The 17,423-nt window shown below is 54.8% G+C and carries 19 protein-coding genes; 18 read left to right on the top strand and 1 reads right to left on the bottom strand.

Features of this window, described 5'->3' with window-relative positions:
• Positions 1-98 precede the first annotated feature (98 nt).
• The 6 genes from COMA1_RS10390 to COMA1_RS10365 all read left to right on the top strand — a co-directional run bounded on the left by COMA1_RS10390 (position 99) and on the right by COMA1_RS10365 (position 5,358).
• Positions 99-401 (top strand): urease subunit gamma, encoded by a 303-nt coding sequence (locus COMA1_RS10390; protein WP_090747941.1) that lies wholly within the window; start codon positions 99-101, stop codon positions 399-401.
• Between the two features lie 62 nt (positions 402-463).
• A complete protein-coding gene (locus COMA1_RS21845; protein ID WP_281176245.1) occupies positions 464-1,138 on the top strand; it encodes an urease subunit beta in 675 nt (224 codons plus the stop codon).
• A complete protein-coding gene (gene ureC, locus COMA1_RS10380; RefSeq protein ID WP_090747938.1) occupies positions 1,135-2,859 on the top strand; it encodes an urease subunit alpha in 1,725 nt (574 codons plus the stop codon). Before COMA1_RS21845 ends, ureC begins: the two co-directional genes overlap by 4 nt.
• Positions 2,860-2,943: 84 nt before the next feature.
• A complete protein-coding gene (locus COMA1_RS10375; RefSeq protein WP_090747935.1) occupies positions 2,944-3,630 on the top strand; it encodes an urease accessory protein UreF in 687 nt (228 codons plus the stop codon).
• A gap of 94 nt (positions 3,631-3,724) precedes the next feature.
• The gene (ureG, locus tag COMA1_RS10370) at positions 3,725-4,396 is read left to right on the top strand and encodes an urease accessory protein UreG (RefSeq protein WP_090747932.1); all 672 of its coding nucleotides are present in this window, start codon (positions 3,725-3,727) and stop codon (positions 4,394-4,396) included.
• Positions 4,393-5,358 carry an urease accessory protein UreD gene (locus COMA1_RS10365; protein ID WP_090747929.1) on the top strand — a complete coding sequence of 322 codons (966 nt, stop codon included), beginning with the start codon at positions 4,393-4,395 and terminating at the stop codon, positions 5,356-5,358. The genes ureG and COMA1_RS10365 overlap by 4 nt, the downstream gene beginning before the upstream one ends.
• A gap of 53 nt (positions 5,359-5,411) precedes the next feature.
• Here the strand turns inward: COMA1_RS10365 and COMA1_RS10360 are convergent, their stop codons facing one another.
• Complete coding sequence (locus COMA1_RS10360; RefSeq protein WP_090747926.1) at positions 5,412-6,290, bottom strand: acyl-CoA desaturase; 879 nt, start codon at positions 6,288-6,290, stop codon at positions 5,412-5,414.
• A gap of 294 nt (positions 6,291-6,584) precedes the next feature.
• Between COMA1_RS10360 and COMA1_RS10355 the strand changes: the two genes are divergently transcribed.
• The 12 genes from COMA1_RS10355 to COMA1_RS21835 all read left to right on the top strand — a co-directional run bounded on the left by COMA1_RS10355 (position 6,585) and on the right by COMA1_RS21835 (position 17,357).
• The gene (locus COMA1_RS10355; protein ID WP_090747923.1) at positions 6,585-7,379 is read left to right on the top strand and encodes a hypothetical protein; all 795 of its coding nucleotides are present in this window, start codon (positions 6,585-6,587) and stop codon (positions 7,377-7,379) included.
• Between the two features lie 189 nt (positions 7,380-7,568).
• Complete coding sequence (locus COMA1_RS21840; RefSeq protein WP_218055358.1) at positions 7,569-8,348, top strand: septal ring lytic transglycosylase RlpA family protein; 780 nt, start codon at positions 7,569-7,571, stop codon at positions 8,346-8,348.
• A gap of 178 nt (positions 8,349-8,526) precedes the next feature.
• Positions 8,527-9,516 carry a methyltransferase gene (locus COMA1_RS10345; RefSeq protein ID WP_141654298.1) on the top strand — a complete coding sequence of 330 codons (990 nt, stop codon included), beginning with the start codon at positions 8,527-8,529 and terminating at the stop codon, positions 9,514-9,516.
• A 92-nt stretch (positions 9,517-9,608) separates the two neighbouring features.
• Positions 9,609-10,322: a DUF420 domain-containing protein gene (locus tag COMA1_RS10340; protein WP_090747917.1), complete on the top strand. Its 714-nt coding sequence runs from the start codon at positions 9,609-9,611 to the stop codon at positions 10,320-10,322.
• 42 nt (positions 10,323-10,364) lie between these two features.
• Positions 10,365-10,856 (top strand): PCP reductase family protein, encoded by a 492-nt coding sequence (locus COMA1_RS10335; RefSeq protein ID WP_090747914.1) that lies wholly within the window; start codon positions 10,365-10,367, stop codon positions 10,854-10,856.
• Positions 10,857-10,926: 70 nt separating this feature from the next.
• Complete coding sequence (locus tag COMA1_RS10330) at positions 10,927-11,994, top strand: hypothetical protein (RefSeq protein ID WP_090747911.1); 1,068 nt, start codon at positions 10,927-10,929, stop codon at positions 11,992-11,994.
• 4 nt (positions 11,995-11,998) lie between these two features.
• Positions 11,999-13,873, top strand: a complete 1,875-nt coding sequence (locus tag COMA1_RS10325) for a cytochrome ubiquinol oxidase subunit I (protein ID WP_090747909.1) — start codon at positions 11,999-12,001, stop codon at positions 13,871-13,873.
• Between the two features lie 16 nt (positions 13,874-13,889).
• Positions 13,890-14,540 (top strand): DUF3047 domain-containing protein, encoded by a 651-nt coding sequence (locus COMA1_RS10320; RefSeq protein ID WP_176697988.1) that lies wholly within the window; start codon positions 13,890-13,892, stop codon positions 14,538-14,540.
• Between the two features lie 30 nt (positions 14,541-14,570).
• The gene (locus COMA1_RS10315; protein ID WP_090747903.1) at positions 14,571-14,930 is read left to right on the top strand and encodes a hypothetical protein; all 360 of its coding nucleotides are present in this window, start codon (positions 14,571-14,573) and stop codon (positions 14,928-14,930) included.
• Positions 14,931-14,960: 30 nt separating this feature from the next.
• Complete coding sequence (locus COMA1_RS10310; RefSeq protein ID WP_141654297.1) at positions 14,961-15,872, top strand: formylglycine-generating enzyme family protein; 912 nt, start codon at positions 14,961-14,963, stop codon at positions 15,870-15,872.
• A 13-nt stretch (positions 15,873-15,885) separates the two neighbouring features.
• Positions 15,886-16,833, top strand: coding sequence for a formylglycine-generating enzyme family protein (locus tag COMA1_RS10305; protein WP_090747897.1), 948 nt, complete (start codon positions 15,886-15,888; stop codon positions 16,831-16,833).
• Between the two features lie 392 nt (positions 16,834-17,225).
• Positions 17,226-17,357 carry a hypothetical protein gene (locus COMA1_RS21835; RefSeq protein ID WP_281176244.1) on the top strand — a complete coding sequence of 44 codons (132 nt, stop codon included), beginning with the start codon at positions 17,226-17,228 and terminating at the stop codon, positions 17,355-17,357.
• Positions 17,358-17,423: the final 66 nt, after the last annotated feature.

Here is a 17,423-nt window from a genome sequence, read left to right as displayed (position 1 = left end):
TGATGTGTGTGCAAGTCATTGTTCTCAGCAGTAGTCTAGTGTCGTTCGATGCGTGTCTTGAAGTAGAAACCAATCTCATCTGTTAGAGAGGAGGAGCTATGCGTCTAAGTCCGAGAGAACAGGACAAACTGATGATTTATGTGGCGGCGCAGGTTGCGGGCGACCGCAAGAGGCGCGGTCTCAAGCTGAACCATCCGGAGGCTGTCGCCTATATGACCGCTGCCGTATTGGAAGGAATTCGTGAAGGCAAAACGGTTGCGGAATTGATGACCTACGGGACGAAGCTTCTGTCACGCAATGATGTCATGCCCGGCGTGCCGGAGATGATTCGTGATTTTCAGGTCGAAGGGACGTTCCCAGATGGAACCAAGCTCGTGACCGTTCACAATCCGATTCCGTAAATTCGTAGGAACCTTAACGAAGGGTTGCATATCAACCCGGCATGAAGAAGGAGTGACGTGACATGAAAATGAACGAGCCCCAAGTTCCTGGAAAGGATATTGGAAATGAAGCGGCTTCCGAGAAAGCTGGCCCGTCCCGGCGCCAGTTTCTCGCGAACAGCGGACGTGTGGCGGCTGGGGTTGGAGCGGCGTCGTTCCTCAGCAATTCAGCTCACCCTGGTATGGTGTTTGCCGCAAATGAATCCTTGATTACGAGGGTCAGTGGCGCGGGAGCGGCGAAGCAGAAGAAGCTCCAGGATGCAACCACGAGAACAAGGGAAGCGTTAGCTGCGGCAGTCAAGGCTGAGTTGAACGCTCCGATCATCCCTGGCGAAATAACGACGGTCGGCGGTGATATCGAGGTATTCAAGGGACGGGAAACGAAAGACCTGACAGTCAAGAATCTGGGTGATCGTCCAATACAAGTCGGTTCACACTGCCATTTCTTCGAGTCTAACCGCGCGCTCAAGTTTGACCGCGAGCAGGCCTTCGGGTTCCGGCTCGCCATTCCGGCCGGCACGGCAGTCCGCTTTGAGCCGGGCGAAGAAAAGAAGGTGGCGCTCGTGGCTCTTGCCGGTAACCGGCTGGCTCAGGGTGTGAATGGATTGACCGAAGGGTTGTTGGATGATCCGAAAGTCAAAGCCAAGGCTGTTGGACTCGCCGCTGATCGCGGATTTGGAAAAGGAGGCGCCCGGTGAAAATTCCACGCAAACAATATGCATCTCTGTATGGACCCACGACCGGCGACCGTGTCCGGCTTGCCGATACGGACTTGATCATCGAAGTCGAAGAAGACCGGACCGTCCCCGGAGAAGAAGCCGTTTTCGGCGGCGGAAAAACCATTCGTGATGGCATGGGGCAGTCTGCTCGTGCGACCAGCGCCAGCGGGCAGCTCGACTGTGTAGTCACGAACGCCCTCATCCTTGACTACACCGGCGTCATCAAGGCTGACATCGGCATTAAGGACGGCCGGATCGTCGGGATCGGTAAGGCGGGCAATTCGGATCTCATGCCGGGTGTGACTCCAGGTATGGAAATCGGCCCAGGAACGGAAGCGATTTCCGGCGAAGGCAAGATCATCACGGCTGGTGGACTGGATACGCACATCCATTTCATCTGCCCACAGCAATGTTGGGAGGCGTTATCGGCTGGTTTGACCACGATGATCGGTGGTGGAACGGGTCCTTCAAGCGGAACCAGTGCCACGACCTGTACGCCTGGCCCCTGGAACATCCATAGGATGTTGGAAGCCTCGGAAGGTATTCCCATCAATCTTGGGTTCTTAGGGAAGGGCAATGCCTCGCGTCCCGAGGGCTTGAACGAGCAGATTGAAGCAGGCGCGATCGGCTTGAAGCTGCACGAGGACTGGGGAACAACCCCCAAGGCCATCGATACCTGCTTGAGCGTGGCTGACCGCTACGATGTGCAGGTCGCCATCCACACCGATACACTCAATGAAGCCGGATATATCGAAGATACGATCAAGGCGATTAAGGGGCGAGCGATCCACAGTTTCCACACGGAAGGTGCGGGTGGTGGTCACGCGCCGGACATCATCAAGATTTGCGGAGAGCCGAATGTGCTGCCGTCTTCAACGAATCCCACGATGCCGTTTACGATCAACACGATGGACGAGCATCTGGACATGTTGATCGTGTGTCATAATCTCAACTCACGGATCCCGGAAGACGTCGCATTTGCTGAGTCCCGTATCCGACGTGAAACCATTGCCGCGGAAGACATCCTGCATGATATGGGTGCGATCAGCATCATGTCATCGGACTCACAGGCCATGGGTCGCATCGGAGAGGTCATCACGAGAACGTGGCAAACGGCGCATAAGATGAAGGTTCAGCGGGGACACCTCAAGCCGGTTAGTGGGAGAGACTCCGATCAGAACGATAATTTCCGTGCCAGGCGGTATGTGGCCAAGTATACGATCAATCCGGCCATTACACATGGTATTGCCCATGAAGTTGGTTCTGTAGAAGTCGGGAAAATAGCGGACCTGGTGATTTGGAAGCCGGAGTTCTTCGGGGTAAAACCCGAGATGGTCTTGAAAAATGGATTTATCGCACAGGCTCAGATGGGTGATCCGAATGCATCCATCCCAACACCGGAACCGACCATCAGTCGGCCGATGTTCGGCGCTTTTGGCCGTGCGTTAACGAGCACCAGCTTCACTTTCCTGTCACAGGCGGCTATAGATCATGAGATTCCAAAGCGGCTTGGTTTGCAGCGACGGGTGGCGGCGGTCAAGAACTGCCGGAACATCGGCAAGCGCGATCTCAAGCTGAATGACGCACTTCCGAAAATGGAAGTGAATCCAGAGACCTACGTTGTGACCGCGGATGGTGTGCCGCTCATTTGTGAGCCGGCCATTGTGTTGCCGTTGGCTCAACGGTATCAACTGTTCTAAGAAACAAGACAGCCGGCTCGACTATTGGTTTGGAGTGATTGTCACGGTAGTCGGCCGGCTGTTGTTGTCTTTTCCTCGTGTAACATGAATACCCCCGCATTGCTTGAAGGGTTACGGTTCGTCGATACGTTTTTCCCATCCGGAGGCTATGCCTTTTCCTCAGGGCTGGAAGCAGCGGTCCAGGGCGGGGCTGTCAAGACGTCCGATCAGCTGGCCAAGTATGTTGAGGATCTGCTGCGTGGCGGGATGAGCCGCCGGGAGGTGCTTGCCGTCAAGCAAGCGAATCGCGCGGCTTCGAAGGGATTGCTGCAGGTTGCGGTTCAGATCGATCGAGCGCTTGAGGCGACCAAGCTTGGTCGAGAATCGCGCATGGCCAGCCGCCAGATGGGGCGACAAGTGATCAGGGTCGCGGCGGATCAGATGCGAGCCAAGTCGATCCTGAATGAATATCGTGATGAAGTAGAAGCCGATCGCGCCCCAGGTCATCTCGCGGTGACGTTTGGACTTACCATGGGTTCGTGTGGCTGGAATCCTGAAGAAACCGCCGGCGCCTTCTTGTACCAAACGGCCGTGGGGTTCATCTCCTCCGCGATGCGGCTGAGTCCTATCGGTCAACATGAGGGCCAGCGTATCCTGAGCGAATGGCTTCCATTGATTGAACGGATTAGTCGGGAGGTTGACCTCGATACGGCAATGAGCTCGTGGTCACCTATCCAAGATATTTATGCGATGCGTCATGGCTCTCTAGAGTGGAGACTGTTTCGCTCTTAATGGGAGACCTGCGAACATCGTCAGACCTAAGAAAGGAACGGAACAGGTGGTGAGGGCTCGTCTAGTCTTTGCTATCTGCTCGTAAGGCGTAAACATGCATGATCTCAATCGTGAACATAATCACAATTGGACTCCGACTCAGGCGAGGAAACAAGGTATTCCGGTCATTGGTATTGGCGGGCCGGTTGGATCGGGAAAGACGGCGCTCGTGGAAGCATTGTGTCAGCGGCTGCGCGATCGTTTCAGCCTTGCAGCCGTGACCAACGATATTTTTACAAAAATTGATGCTGAAATCCTGACCAAGCGTGCCGCACTTCCGGTCGATCGGATTCTTGGTGTGGAAACAGGGGGCTGCCCCCATACGGCGATCCGTGAAGATGCATCCCATAACCAGGAAGCCATCGATGATCTGTTGCGCCGGCATCCGGATGTTGAGCTGATCTTCTTGGAAAGCGGCGGGGATAATCTTGCGGCCACGTTCAGCCCCGAACTGGTGGACTATGTCATTTATGTGATTGATGTGTCCGGTGGTGACAAAATTCCACGGAAGGGTGGACCGGGAATCACGCGATCTGATTTCCTCGTCATCAATAAAATGGATTTGGCCCCGCATGTGCGCGCAGATCTTTCCGTCATGGATCGGGATGCCCGTAAGATGCGTGGGGAGCTTCCCTTTGCCTTCACCAATATCCTGTCCGGCGAGGGGATGGATGCGGTGGTGGCGTGGGTTGAGCAACGCATCCCGCAACGAGTCAAGCGTTCATGACCATGCCGACAGAGCAGGGACAGCGGAAGCGGGCGGCTCGGAAAACGGGTACGTCTCAACCAAGGGCATCGTCTGGAACACGTACGTCTGTCCGGAAGAAAAAATCTCCTGAACGGTTTGCGACAGAGTTAGTCGGACGGGTCGGTGAGCTGAAGCTGACGTACACAAAGCTTGATCACCGTACGGTGATCTCTCACTCGTATTTCACTACGCCCTGGAAACTGCTGCCCCCTATCTATCTCGACGATACCGGGTCTGCCTATACCTTACTGGTCAATCCATCCGGTGGTCTGGTTGGGGGTGACCATCTGTCCCTTGATATGACGGTGGAGCAGCATGCGCATGTCATCATTTCAGCTCCCTCAGCCAACCGGGTGTATCAAACTGAAGGCCTGGTATCTGAACAGCATGTCGCCATCGCGGTCGAGCCCGGCGCGATTCTCGAATGGTTTCCTGAGCATACGATTCCCTTTGCCGGATCTCGGTTTCGGCAGAGTCTTAGGGCTACGGTTGGGCCTGGCGCAACCCTCTTCTTGTGGGATGCGCTTGCCTCAGGCCGCATTGCGAGGGGAGAACGGTGGGCCTTTACCGACCTGGAAAACGAAATCCTAATCACGACGGCCAACGGGAATTCGCTGCTCGAGCGATATGCCCTTGATCCGGCAACGGACTTAGGGGTGGTCGGTCTGGCCGAGGAATGGGATTATGTGGCCTCGTTCTACGTCGTGAACGACGCACTGGCCCCAGAGGTCTGGACTGGATTGGAGTCGACCATTGCTGCGCTCTTGGATACCAAGCCAGGAGCCGTATTAGGCGGCGTCTCAACCCCACCGGTACCAGGCCTTGCCGTCAAGCTCTTGGCCAGAACGGCTCCGGATCTCTTGGCGATGATGGAGGCCTTATGGGCCGCCGCTCGCGAAGCTGTATTGAAGCTCCCGCCTATCTCATTACGGAAATACTAAGCAGGCAGTCCTTCCCTGTTCTCTTTTCTGATTGAGCGAGATTCGGTGAAAGATTATAGGTTCGAAGCCTGCGGGTCAGCTGCATTGGCTGTCCGAAGGGACCAGGCTAACCCCAGGAGGGAAAGGGTGAAAATCACCCATTTTGATGGGTCAAAGTTGTACCAGAGGGGACCGTTGCGGTAGTCCGTTGGATGGGTGTGATGGTAATTGTGATAGCCCTCACCGAATGTCAGCAGGGAAACTGCCCAGCTGTCTCGACTTGAATCTGCTTGGCCATGGGGTTGGTTTCCCCACAGATGACAGACTGAGTTGATACAAAATGTCGAATTCAGTACGGCGAAGGTTCGGCCGATACCGGCCAACATAAAGCAGCTCATCCCCCCAACCCAGCCGTTGTACAGATAGCCTGCCAGGAATGGGAACGCCAATCCCGAGAGGAAGATGAGGGTGTAGTATCGGTGTTGCCACATCACGACCGGATCTTGCCGAAGCCTGGTCGCATATTTTTCGTCCGAGTACTTCTTGTCTGCAAAGAGCCATCCACAGTGGCTGTGCCAGAACCCAAGCTTCGCGTTGTAGGGATCTGCATCCTGGTCGCAGGCCGCGTGGTGGCGGATGTGATCGGCACTCCACTTGAGCGCGGACTGTTGAAGCGCCCATCCTCCGGCGATGAGTAAGACAGCCTTGATCCCATCAGGACAGCTGAAGCTGCGGTGTGAGATGAGGCGGTGGTATCCCACGGTAATGCCTAATCCCGTGATGACATAGAGGAGCGCGAACATCGTCCAGTCGAACCACGTGTATCCATAGAGGAAACCAAATAACGGTACTCCGATCACGGCGCTTCCCACGATAATGCTGAAGAGCATCACCGTGACATAGACCGGGTAGGTACGTTTAAGCCCGCCGGTAGAGACAGTTGACGCGATCATTGTGGTTCACGCGAGGGATGTGACATGAGTCGGAGGTTCACCTAGACGTGCAATTTCTGCCAAATGTACCAGGACGATGTGGAAATAGCTACTCTGGATGGCCCATTCAGGTCCCTCTTGTTTCGGTTGACAGCGGACGGTAAGATTTCATATACATACTCGGTCTATCTCGACTCGTCACAGTGTGACCGAGGGTACAATAGGGCCTGAATCAGAAGAACTTTGGTGAATGAAAACCAGAGAGACGGGTTGGTTCGGAGGCAGGATGTTCGTTAATTACAAGGAGGCAGTCCAATGAAGAGTGCGTTATCAATGATGTTTGGTGTCGCAGCCGTCGCCTTGGTCGCGGCGCCTCTCACCTCGTACGCCGGCGGAACGATTTCGGGGAAGGTGACATTTGCCGGGAAGGCGGAGCAGAAGGAATTTCTCTTCTCCAAGTTCCCGAACCCGAAGTTCTGTCCCCAGATTCCTGACAAGAGCAAAGCGGATGGCGATAAGCGGTTCTTGAAGCAGATCGAAGTGAGCAAGGACGGCGGATTGAAGGGTGCTGTCGTGGCCGTTGTGGACATCGAGGATAAGGCCTGGATGGACGGCTATGCCGGAACGGAAGTCGTGGCAGCGTTCTGTGATTTCCAGCCGTTCAGTGGCGTGGTGGTGAATACCCGCCCATTCAAAGTTGAAAACACCGATGCCGATGCCGAAGATCCTAAGTCGGTGGCCGGCGTGCTGCACAATCCCCACAGCTTTACCGTGAAGGGAAGCTCTTCCGCGACTGGTTTCAACATCGGTCTCGCAAAGAAGGGCGATAAGTTGGATAAGCCGGTGACCTTCCGTGGCGGTGCGGAGAAGGAAGGGTACTACCGCTTGCAGTGCGACCAACATGAGTTCATGCAGTCCTTCTTCCTCCCGGTGTCGAATGCACACTTCGCCGTGGCGAAGGACGATGGTTCGTTCGAGATCAAGGATGTGCCGGCCGGCAAGCATAAGGTGATTGCTTGGCATCCATTCGCCGCAAAGGGCAAGAAGGTCGAGTTCGAAGTGGATGTGACTGATGGTGGGGCTGCCAAGCTCCAGGCTGAAATCAAGTAAGATCGTTTCAGCAAGTCTGAGTCATCGAAGGGCAGCGGGGCAACCCGCTGCCCTTCGTGTTTTCAGCCCATTTCCCCCACAGAGTCTTCCTACACAGGCTTTCTCGTTTCAGGGTTTTATCCGTCTCAGCTTTTTGATGTGATACATAGTGCGGTCATGACCGGATTATCCAGTTGAGAGGGGCGGTTTATGATCTTCCATTTCCTCATGGCCGGAGGTGCGGATCAAGTGCTGCGACGAACGAGGCTTGCCCTCCTACTGCTCCTTGTCCCTACTCTTCTGACTAATGCCTCCTGCTCCGTCATTGACGGGGCGTTCTCCGTACTCAAGGGGACCTTTTCGGTTGCCAAAACCGGCTATCGTGTCGTGAAAAAGACGGTTAAAGGCACGATCTGGGTGGTGAGCGGAGCGTATGAGTTGACGAAGGGGGCGAGCAGGCTGGTCTATCATATCGGGAAATTTACCTTTGAAGTGGTCCGGGCCCCATTGGAGTATCCCTTGATCCGAGATGATATTCAGACCATCGATGGGCTTCCGGTGAAAGAGGCGATCCGGCTAGGGCGGGTCAAGGCGGCGCCCTACACCGTCAAGGGCCAGCAGTACGTGCCGATGAACATGGTGAATGCACAGACGTACGAGGAAACGGGCTTGGCCTCGTGGTACGGGGAGGAAACCAGGCGTCTGCCGGGCGGCCACATGACGGCGAACGGTGAACTCTTCAATCCCAATGGACTGACGGCAGCGCATAAATATTTGCCGCTGCCGATCCATGTGCAGGTGACGAATCTGGAAAACGGCAAGTCGATCGTTGTCCGAGTGAATGACCGTGGTCCCTTTCCGAGTGATCACAACCCCGATTCCGGCAAGCGGGTCATTGACCTCAGCCGAGGCGCCGCTGAACAACTAGGGTTTGTGGAACAGGGCACCGCCAGAGTCCATGTGGAAGTCATACAGCTGGAAGACGCGTGACGGGTCGTGTATTTCCCGATGACTGCCGTTTTACCAAAGCCAGTCCTTTCGTCGTTTCCAAGGGGCTTCAACGTAATCGGGTTAGCCTCAAGCGGCAAATCCCCTGCCTTGTCTTTTCGTTTCTGATCTAGGTAAGATCCTTGTTTCTGGGCTGTTTTCTGTGTCCAAGGGGGCTGGTGTGTCACGAGAACTCTCACTCGCGGAAATCTTTCAGCTCGGCTATTACTGGGAGACCAAGATCCTACTCACGGCCGTGAAACTGGATGTCTTTTCGGCCATCGATGAACGGCCGAAATCCGATCAGGACATTGCTGGACGACTGCAGGCCGATCCTCCTACCCTGGGCCTTCTCTTAAATGCGCTGGTCGCGATGAAGCTGCTGACGAAAGAAGCGGAGCTGTACGGGAACTCATCGATCGCGATCAAGTATTTGGTCCGGTCGTCGCCGCAGTATGTCGGCCATTTGCTGCTCTTACACGACGCCGAGTGGAACAACTGGGGCAAACTGGAAGAGACGATTCGTACGGGGAAGCGGACGGTGGATCGCCATGTGTTCGAGACTGATCCTGAGTTGGGTAGCCATGTGCTGGCGGTACTGAATCGTATTGGCCAGCAGAGTGGCCCTGATTTGGCCAAGCGGTTGAAGTTGGCTGGGCGTGAGCGGATGTGTGATCTCGGCGGTGGCGCCGGGACGAATGCAATTGCGTTCTGCCAGGTGTATCCCGACCTGCATGCGACTGTTTTCGACCTTCCGGAAACGCTGAAGCTGACGGAAAAAACAGTGAAAGAGGCAGGTCTGGAATCACGGATCACCCTGCACCCCGGCGACTTCAATCGGAATCCGCTCGGTGGACCCTACGACGTGGTCCTGATGTCGGATATTCTGCATTATCAAACCTTTGAAATGAATCAGGATCTGGTCAAAAAGGTATATGGCGCTCTGGTGCCGGGTGGGCGGTTGGTCATTAAGGATCGATTCTTGGACGAAGCCGGGACAGGCCCTGCCTGGACGACGGCCTTTGCCGTCCACATTCTCGTCAACACCCAGAAGGGGAGCTGCTTCCAAGCCAGTGAAGCGATGCAATGGCTCTACGCGGCCGGGTTCAGCTCTGTGGTGGAACTGGAGAAGACGGCGGTGGTGCAGGGGGTGAAATCGCGTGAAACGTGAAGTAGCGCTTGTGAAGCGCAACTTGCGGCAAGACGACTATGGGCACGATGACGAGATACGTTTCACAAGCGACGAGCGACGAAGAGTAGGCGATGGATTGGTTGCGAGAACCGGGATTCTTTGGGACCCATGCGACGGTCGGAGCGGACCTCAGTCAGCTGATGGCCACGCTCTTTACCGGACTCTTTGTCATCGGATGGTTTCAGGCACGCAAGCGAAAGGCCGATGCGCACCATTGGCTGATGTTGGGCGGCATGATCGCCATGTTGAGCTTCTTTATCGCGTACTATCTCTTTCGGCAGCTGGGGGTTCTGGCTTTTGAGGGGAAGGAAGGGTTCGGTGGGTCACAATCGCTCTATGATTACGTCTTCATCCCTGTCCTGACGCTCCATATCATCCTTGTCATCATCGGGCTGATCATGGCGGTGTATATGATGGTCTTGGGGTTTCGTTCTCAGCAATTCATCGACGGGGTGCGGTCGCTCCGGGAGTCACGGCTCATGACCACGTGGAAGAAGATCGGAATCGTGTTCGGTGTCGTGGCCGTGATCGTATTGGGGTTGTTTTTTTCGCGCGTGGCGACTGCCGGATTTTCGATGCGCAAGATGGAGGTCTACCTGATCTTCCTTGCACTCGTCGCCTTTGTGTTCGCGATTGAGATGACGATCCAGCGAATCTGGCCGGACGGCGCACGGCGGCATCGGGCGCTGGGCCGATTCACGATGGTCATCTACTGTGTGCTCTTTATGACCGGAAGTTTCACCTATACGATGTTATACATCCTGTACCCAGGCAAGATCGGATGATGGCTCACAGCTAATAGCTGTCAGCTGACAGCTTGAGGATTTATGCTGACCTGCGGGTGTGGTCGCTGGATGCATACCGAGGGGATTGAGGAACGTGGTGGTGAAGCTGGTGCGTTCTGGTTCATCCGCTCGGAGTGCCGAGGCTGTGGGTTGAAAGTCGGTGTCGATGTGCCGGAGGGTCAGACTCGAGGGCTCATCGATCGATTATTCTGGACCGATGAGGCGCTGCATCGATTGGCCCGCATGCCGCCCTATGTGGCACCGCTGGTTCGAGATGAGGTGGAGCAACATCTCCGTAGTCAAGGAGAACGAGTGGTCACCTATGAAACGTTGCTCCGTCCCCGTACGGGAGAACGCATCGAATGGGACCCGGAAGCGGAACGGCGATTGGACCGGGTGCCAGCCCCTGTTCGCGCGATGGCACGGGTTGAACTTGAACGAACCGCGACAGATCGCGGATTGTCTCGCATCACCGTGTCGCTGATGGAAGAGATTAAAGCGAAATATTTTGGGATGGGCGCTCAAAAGACGTGAAAGGTGAAAAGTAGGAGGACAAGAATGATTCACCTCTCACCTTTTATCTTTCACGTTTAACAGGTTCAGCATGCTTCATCGAATGGCGCTGCGGGTACTTCCGAGCTTGAGTTTGGCGGTAACGGAAGAGGCCGTGCGCAAGAAAAAACGCATCGTGATGTTTGTCCCTGGGCTGATTGCCTTCGGGGTCTATCGCCTTGCCAAACATCTTGTTCCAATTGCTGAGCCGCTGGTGCTCTTGGCTGTGAGTGCGCTGGTCGCCATGGTGACGGCGGTCTTGGCTTATCGGGTCGGGCGTGCTGCGCCCTGGTCGGAGATCATACGCCATGATGGCGTCCGGTTGCTCAGTTGGCTCGTCGGATGGATCGGTGCCGTCTATGGTATTCAGCTTTCTCTCTTGGTGCTGACTCTCTTGTGGATTATGAATTATAGCTATCTCCAGCATCCTGATGGACCGGCGATGATGGCCATCATCATCTCCTGTACATCCGTCGCACGCGATGCATTTGAGATTGGGCATGTGCGTCGGCTCGCACAGATGGGGCGGCCCTTTCTCACGTTTCCGGATGGCACTCCGCTTCGGGTGCTGCTACAGCACAAGATCGGGCAGCTGGGGCCGTGGATCCTTGCCGGACTTGGTTTGGGTATGCTGGCAGCCTTTCCGGGGATGCTCATTGAGGATGTTCAGGGAGCGGCGTTGGTCCAGTTGTTCGCCGTGACCGTTCTTGGCGGAGGGCTGACACTCTGTGCGTATTTTGGTGGGCTCTATCCATCGACTCCGTGGGCGGAGACGCTTCGCCGGATGGCACCAGGTGAGCTAGTGAAATACTGGTGGTGGCCTGGGATGGCCTTTGCCTCGACCTATTACCTGGTCGCGATGGGGTTGCTGTTGTTTGTCCTGCGTCAGCCGATGATCACGACCGGTTCGGCAGTGGCCATGGGGGCAATCGTGACAGCCATCATGGCGTTGTACGGGTACTATCTTGGTGATCGCCGCCATGTGGAAGACGAACAAGCGCCTCAACTGTCCAGTGGAATGTTGCGATGCCCGTTTGTGATGGGCATTCTGGGCAAGACTATCGGCTCCACCGATGCATCTGGGGAATTGGCACTCGATAAGACTGGGATGAAGGGGTAGGTTTATGGGCCAAGGATTCAGAATAAATGGTTTGTTGCTTCGTGTGGCACTGGGCATTGCAGTCGTCTCGATCACCCTTGGTTCTCTGGGGTATGACCCCGATCTGTCTTATGCCGACGCTTCCACCGATGTGTACTTCGGAACCGAGGGAATTCCGCAGGGGCCGGCGGCTCCAACACCTCAAGAAACGGTCTACCCCCAAGTCGGGTCACTGGATAGCCGGCTACTCGTGTGGTTCGTGACACAGCAGCATACCTATTTCGGCGGATTCGTTCTCGCCTTGCCGTTGTTTTGCGCATTGCTCGAGTTTTTGGGGCTTCTCACAAACAAACCGGCCTTGGCCCTTCGTTACGATAGTTTGGCGAGAGATCTTGCGAAGGTGGCGGTCTTGGCCATGTCGGTCACTGCACTGATCGGCAGTCTGATGCTGACGATGTTTATCATGCTCTATCCGAGTTTCATGAAGTATATGGGCGGAACATTCAAGGGATTCATGCCGGCCTATGCCGCCGTATTTTTCGGAGAAGCGCTGCTGCTGGTGATCTATTATTACGGTTGGAACCGGATGACAGACCGTGGCATGAAATGGATTCATGCCGCGATCGGTATTCTGACGAACATCGTGGGGACCGCATTATTGATGATGGCCAACGCCTGGTCTGCGTTCATGATGTCGCCGGCCGGGGTTGATGCGCAGGGGCGGTTTCTCGGAAACGCGTGGCATCTGTTGCACTCCGCACTCTGGAATCCTCTGAACGTCCATCGCTTTCTGGCGGATATGATGTCCGGTGGGGCCGTGGTGCTTGCCTATGCCTGTTACCGATTTTTTACCAGTAAAACAGACGAGGAACGGGCCTATTTTGATTGGGTCGGATACGTGTTCCTCTTCGTCACGGTGTGCGCTCTCATTCCCATGCCGTTTGCCGGGTACTGGCTGATGAAGTCAGTCTTCATGTTTCGCCAGACCATGGGGGTGACGATGATGGGCGGGCTACTCACCTGGCTCTTTGTGGTGCAGGCCCTCTTGATCGGTGTCTTGTTTTTGGGGATCAACTATTATCTGTGGCAGAGCATGGCGCGGATCAAGGGTGGAGAGCGGTATCAGCCTTACTATCAACTCCTTTTGGGCGTGTTGATGGTGGCGCTCTTTATTTGGTTGACGCCGCATACATTGCTGACCTCTGCCAGTGAGGCTAAGGCAATGGGCGGTGCGCAACACCCGGTCATCGGTAACTACGGGGTCATGTCGGCTAAGAACGGAGCGGTCAATATCCTGATCCTCGTGACCGCACTGAGCTTCCTCTATTATCGTCGTGCGAATCGCACCATGACTATCTCATGGATCAAGACCGGCAATATCCTCATCACGGTGCTGTATGTGGTCGGCGCAGTGAACATCATTTGGCTATCGATCTATGGCTTCTATTTGCCGGCGAAAATTCGCGTCGGTCTGTCCGCTCCGCAGGCTTTCACCACGTTCACGGTTATTCTGGTCGGAGTGGTGATCAATCGGTTGATGCTCCGGCGTGCGATGGTGCATGGCCCGATTCAGTGGGGAAAGATTCCGCTGCGTGGCATGGTCGGATTATTTGGGTTAGCGGCATCGTTCAGTTGGGTGATGGGGTTGATGGGATACATCCGTTCCTCGGGGAGGTTATCATGGCACGTCAGCGAGTTGATGGCCGATGTCTCGCCCTGGGCCTTCACTCCGGACCTCCAATATGCGACCAAAATGGTGACACTGAATATGGTGGTGTTCTGGGCGGCGGTTCTCGCATTGTTCTGGATGTGCGAACGGGGACAGCAGCCGGTGATGGTAGAAGATGCGAGTGAGAAAGAGTCACCGTTACTGGCTCCGATTCCATCGCAAGAAACATAAGAAAGGGATTCAGGGCATGATACGGACTGTGTTGATGGCTGCGGCAGCCGTGCTCGGCTCAACGGTTCTCGTGATTGGGGTGACGCCTGCGATCACGGGAGAGCCGACGCTGGTGCTGGAAGATTTTCAAGCAAAAGAAGCGGATGGTTTTCCTTCGTTGTGGGATCACGAAAATCAACGTAGCCAAGCAAAAGGCCGTGACGCGTACAAGGTACGGACGGAGAACGGGGTCAGCTTTTTGTCGGCCAAGGATGCGGGGCAACGGATCAAGAAAAAGAAAATCGATTGGGATCCGAAAGCCTATCCGGTTCTGACCTGGCGTTGGCGCCTGACCAAAGCCGCGACCGGAAACGAGCCGCTCGCGGCCGTCTATGCATCGCTCGATACGGATCTTTTGTTTATTCCGGTGTTCACGAAGTATGTCTGGAGTGAATCAAAACCGGATGGCACGTTGACCGAAGGTGGGATGTTCAGTGGATCCGAGATCGTTGTCCAGTCTGGGACGAAGGAGATCGGACAGTGGTTTGAAGAGCGGGTCAATGTGTACGAAGACTTTAAGCGGATTCATAAGCATGAACCGGCGGAGAAGGCCTGGGGAATTTCTATCATCGCCGCGCCTGGAGTGGAGATCGATTTTGGTCCACTCGTTGCCCTTCCAGGGAAGTGAGGCATGCGCGGACGCTAAGAGATTGATGTGATGGTGAGTCGTACGGTTGTTGATATTGCCCTCGGAATCGTTGTGATGGGGACGGTGGGGACCCTGATCGGGACGACGATGGGTGGAGGGCTCATGCCGGTCGCCATCCTCGTTGGGCTCGGCCTGGGTGTGGTGATCGGCTTTCTTGGTGGTCGCCGGTTTCTCGTGAGCATTCTGGTCGGGACGATTATCGGGGGATTGTTGGCCTGGTTGATGGCCGGTGCTGAGCGGATCTGGGTTGGTGCCGGGGCTGGAGCAGCCATGGGCGGGTTTCTTGGCGTCCAGATTTCGATGTTGCTCGATGTGCGTGCAGCGAGGAAGGCGGCGGCAGCAGAGCAGGCAGGAACGTCGCCGTCGTAGAGCTCATGGGTCTTGATTGTCGAGGTGTTTGTGGAAAATAAAGGTGTCTTAGTCGGCTCCATTATCTTTGTGTTTGCGTCCTTCTTTCTCATGATCGGTCTGTTGGCTTACGAATCATACAAGGCCAAGCAGATGAAACAGCTTGCGGCGTCAGTGGCGTCCGAAGCGCGACCGACGGCCAGCAGTCTGCCTTCTCAGGATTTCTCCATGTACAAGACAAGAATCGGAGACGAAGGGCGGGAGATGGTGCAAGTTCCGGAAGGGCCTTTCACGATGGGAAGCAATGACGGTGATCCCGATGAGGCACCCGAGCATCAGGTCTACTTGAAAGGGTTCTATATCGACCGGAACGAGGTCACGCAACAAGAATATCAGCGGTTTGCCAAGATGACGAAGCGGGGGATGCCGAGAATCGAGGTGTTTGACGATGATCAATCAAAGATCTTGAAGCCCGAGTTTGCGGCGATGAGTGTCTCGTGGGACGAGGCGATAGCCTACTGCAAGTGGGCGGGGAAGCGTCTGCCTACGGAAGCGGAATGGGAAAAAGCCGGTCGTGGCGAGAGTAAGCGAAGATATCCATGGGGAGACAAGTTCGTCGTCAATGCGGCCAATGTCGATGGTACGGAAGATGGCTATAAGTACTTGGCTCCTTCCGGAGTCTTTGAGGGTGGGCGCAGTCCTTACGGCATTCATGACATGACGGGAAATGTGGCGGAATGGGTCGAGGACTCCTACGACGAGCATTACTACAAGAAATCTCCGTTTCGTGACCCCAAGGGGCCGGACAATGCAGATTTGAAAGTCGTACGGGGAGGATCTTGGAGGGAGACGGAGCATCAGGCAAGGTTGTCCAAGAGATTTGCCGCTAAGCATTGGCGTACCGATGTCACGATCGGTGTTCGCTGTGCGAGCGATTTAGATCCAGCTTCAGCTGGGAGCTGAGTGATAGGCCGGCATGCTCGATTCGAAATTTAAACTGGTCTTCCTGTTTGTGGTCTTGGCCTGCGCGGCCATGCCCATTGTCGCCATTATGCGAGGGACGACGGTCACTCCGTATGAGAAGCCGACGTCTGATACCGTCGCTGAAGTTGTGTCGACGGCGGATAGTGCGCCAGGAGAAGAACCGTTTTCGGGTGAGATGGTCACGATTCCAGCAGGGGCGTTCATTCGTGGAACTGAGGGTGGAGGTTTCGATGAGCGTCCCCAACGAACCATTTATCTGGATGCATTCTCGATTGACCGGTACGAGGTGACGAACTATCAGTATCAGCAGTTTGTTGTGGCCACAGGGCATCGAAAACCAGGACTTCCTTCACGCTATGCCAAGAGCGGAGCCAGGGTGCGTGGGATCAATCAGCCCATTGTTTATGTGTCATGGGACGACGCTGACGGGTACTGTCGATGGAAGGGGAAACGGCTGCCTACCGAAGCTGAGTGGGAAAAGGCGATGCGCGGTACGGATGGAAGGCTCTGGCCATGGGGAGATACGGAGCAACCTGATGGGGCAAATTGGGCTCGTGTGCAGGATGGTCATGAAGCGTCGGCGCGTGTCGGTACATTTCAGAGCGACAAGAGTCCCTATGGAGTGATGGACGGTGCCGGTAATGTCATGGAGTGGGTGGCGGATTGGTACGATGAGACCTACTATAAGAGCTCGCCGGATCAGAATCCACCGAGTCCTGAGTACGGCACCTACCGGGTGCTTCGTGGGGGAGGATATACGACGGCAGGTGGCGATGTTCGAATTACCAGTCGAAGCAAGATGATGCAAGACTTTCGAGATGAAACGATCGGATTTCGCTGTGCAAATTCACCTGTCGGTACGGTAGGTGAAGAGAAGGGAAAGCCGGAAGAACTTACAGAAAATCAAAGTAGTAAAGGATCAAAAACACGGCCAAAATGATGTTGACAACCATTCCAGCCAAAACTATAATGTCAAACACTTTTGAGTTTTTCGACACAATTTCCTCGCTAATTCGTGTTGAAAGTTGAGAAATTCTGATAACACAGGGCCGGATGCCTGTCAAGAAAATGCGGTAATTCCAAAATTTAGCCCTTACTCACTATTTTGATCGGGAGTTAATGACGATGGCAACAGCTACCCCTGATAGCGAACTAAAGGTAAAAATCGGAAAGATGATTTTTTATATTACCTGTGCTGTCGGATTATGGTTTTTCTATTGGTTTGCCGGTATTCAGTGCCCTTGTTGAGTTTTGTGCGGAGTTTGGCCTTGCATGGGGGATCTGTCCGGCTTAACTGATTGATGGCATTGGTCGACAGAGGAGAGGAAGAAGATGAGCGCTCTTAACAATCCAGTCATTGCATTTGTTGTTTCTCTTGTTATTGTCGTTGGTTATTTTGTGATGGTTGATCACTACCTCATGGATATGCAGGGGCTGGACTTTTGGTATCTCTTCAAAAACTAAGCCCTCCTGAAGGTATTGTCGAGTATTCTGAAAATCATACATTTAACGTAGGGTATTAAGGAGGTA

Origin of the sequence: Candidatus Nitrospira nitrosa (assembly GCF_001458735.1) — a bacterium.
GTDB classification, from domain to species: domain Bacteria; phylum Nitrospirota; class Nitrospiria; order Nitrospirales; family Nitrospiraceae; genus Nitrospira_D; species Nitrospira_D nitrosa.
Note: the sequence above shows the minus strand (reverse complement) of the source record. Positions and strands in the feature narration are given on the sequence as shown.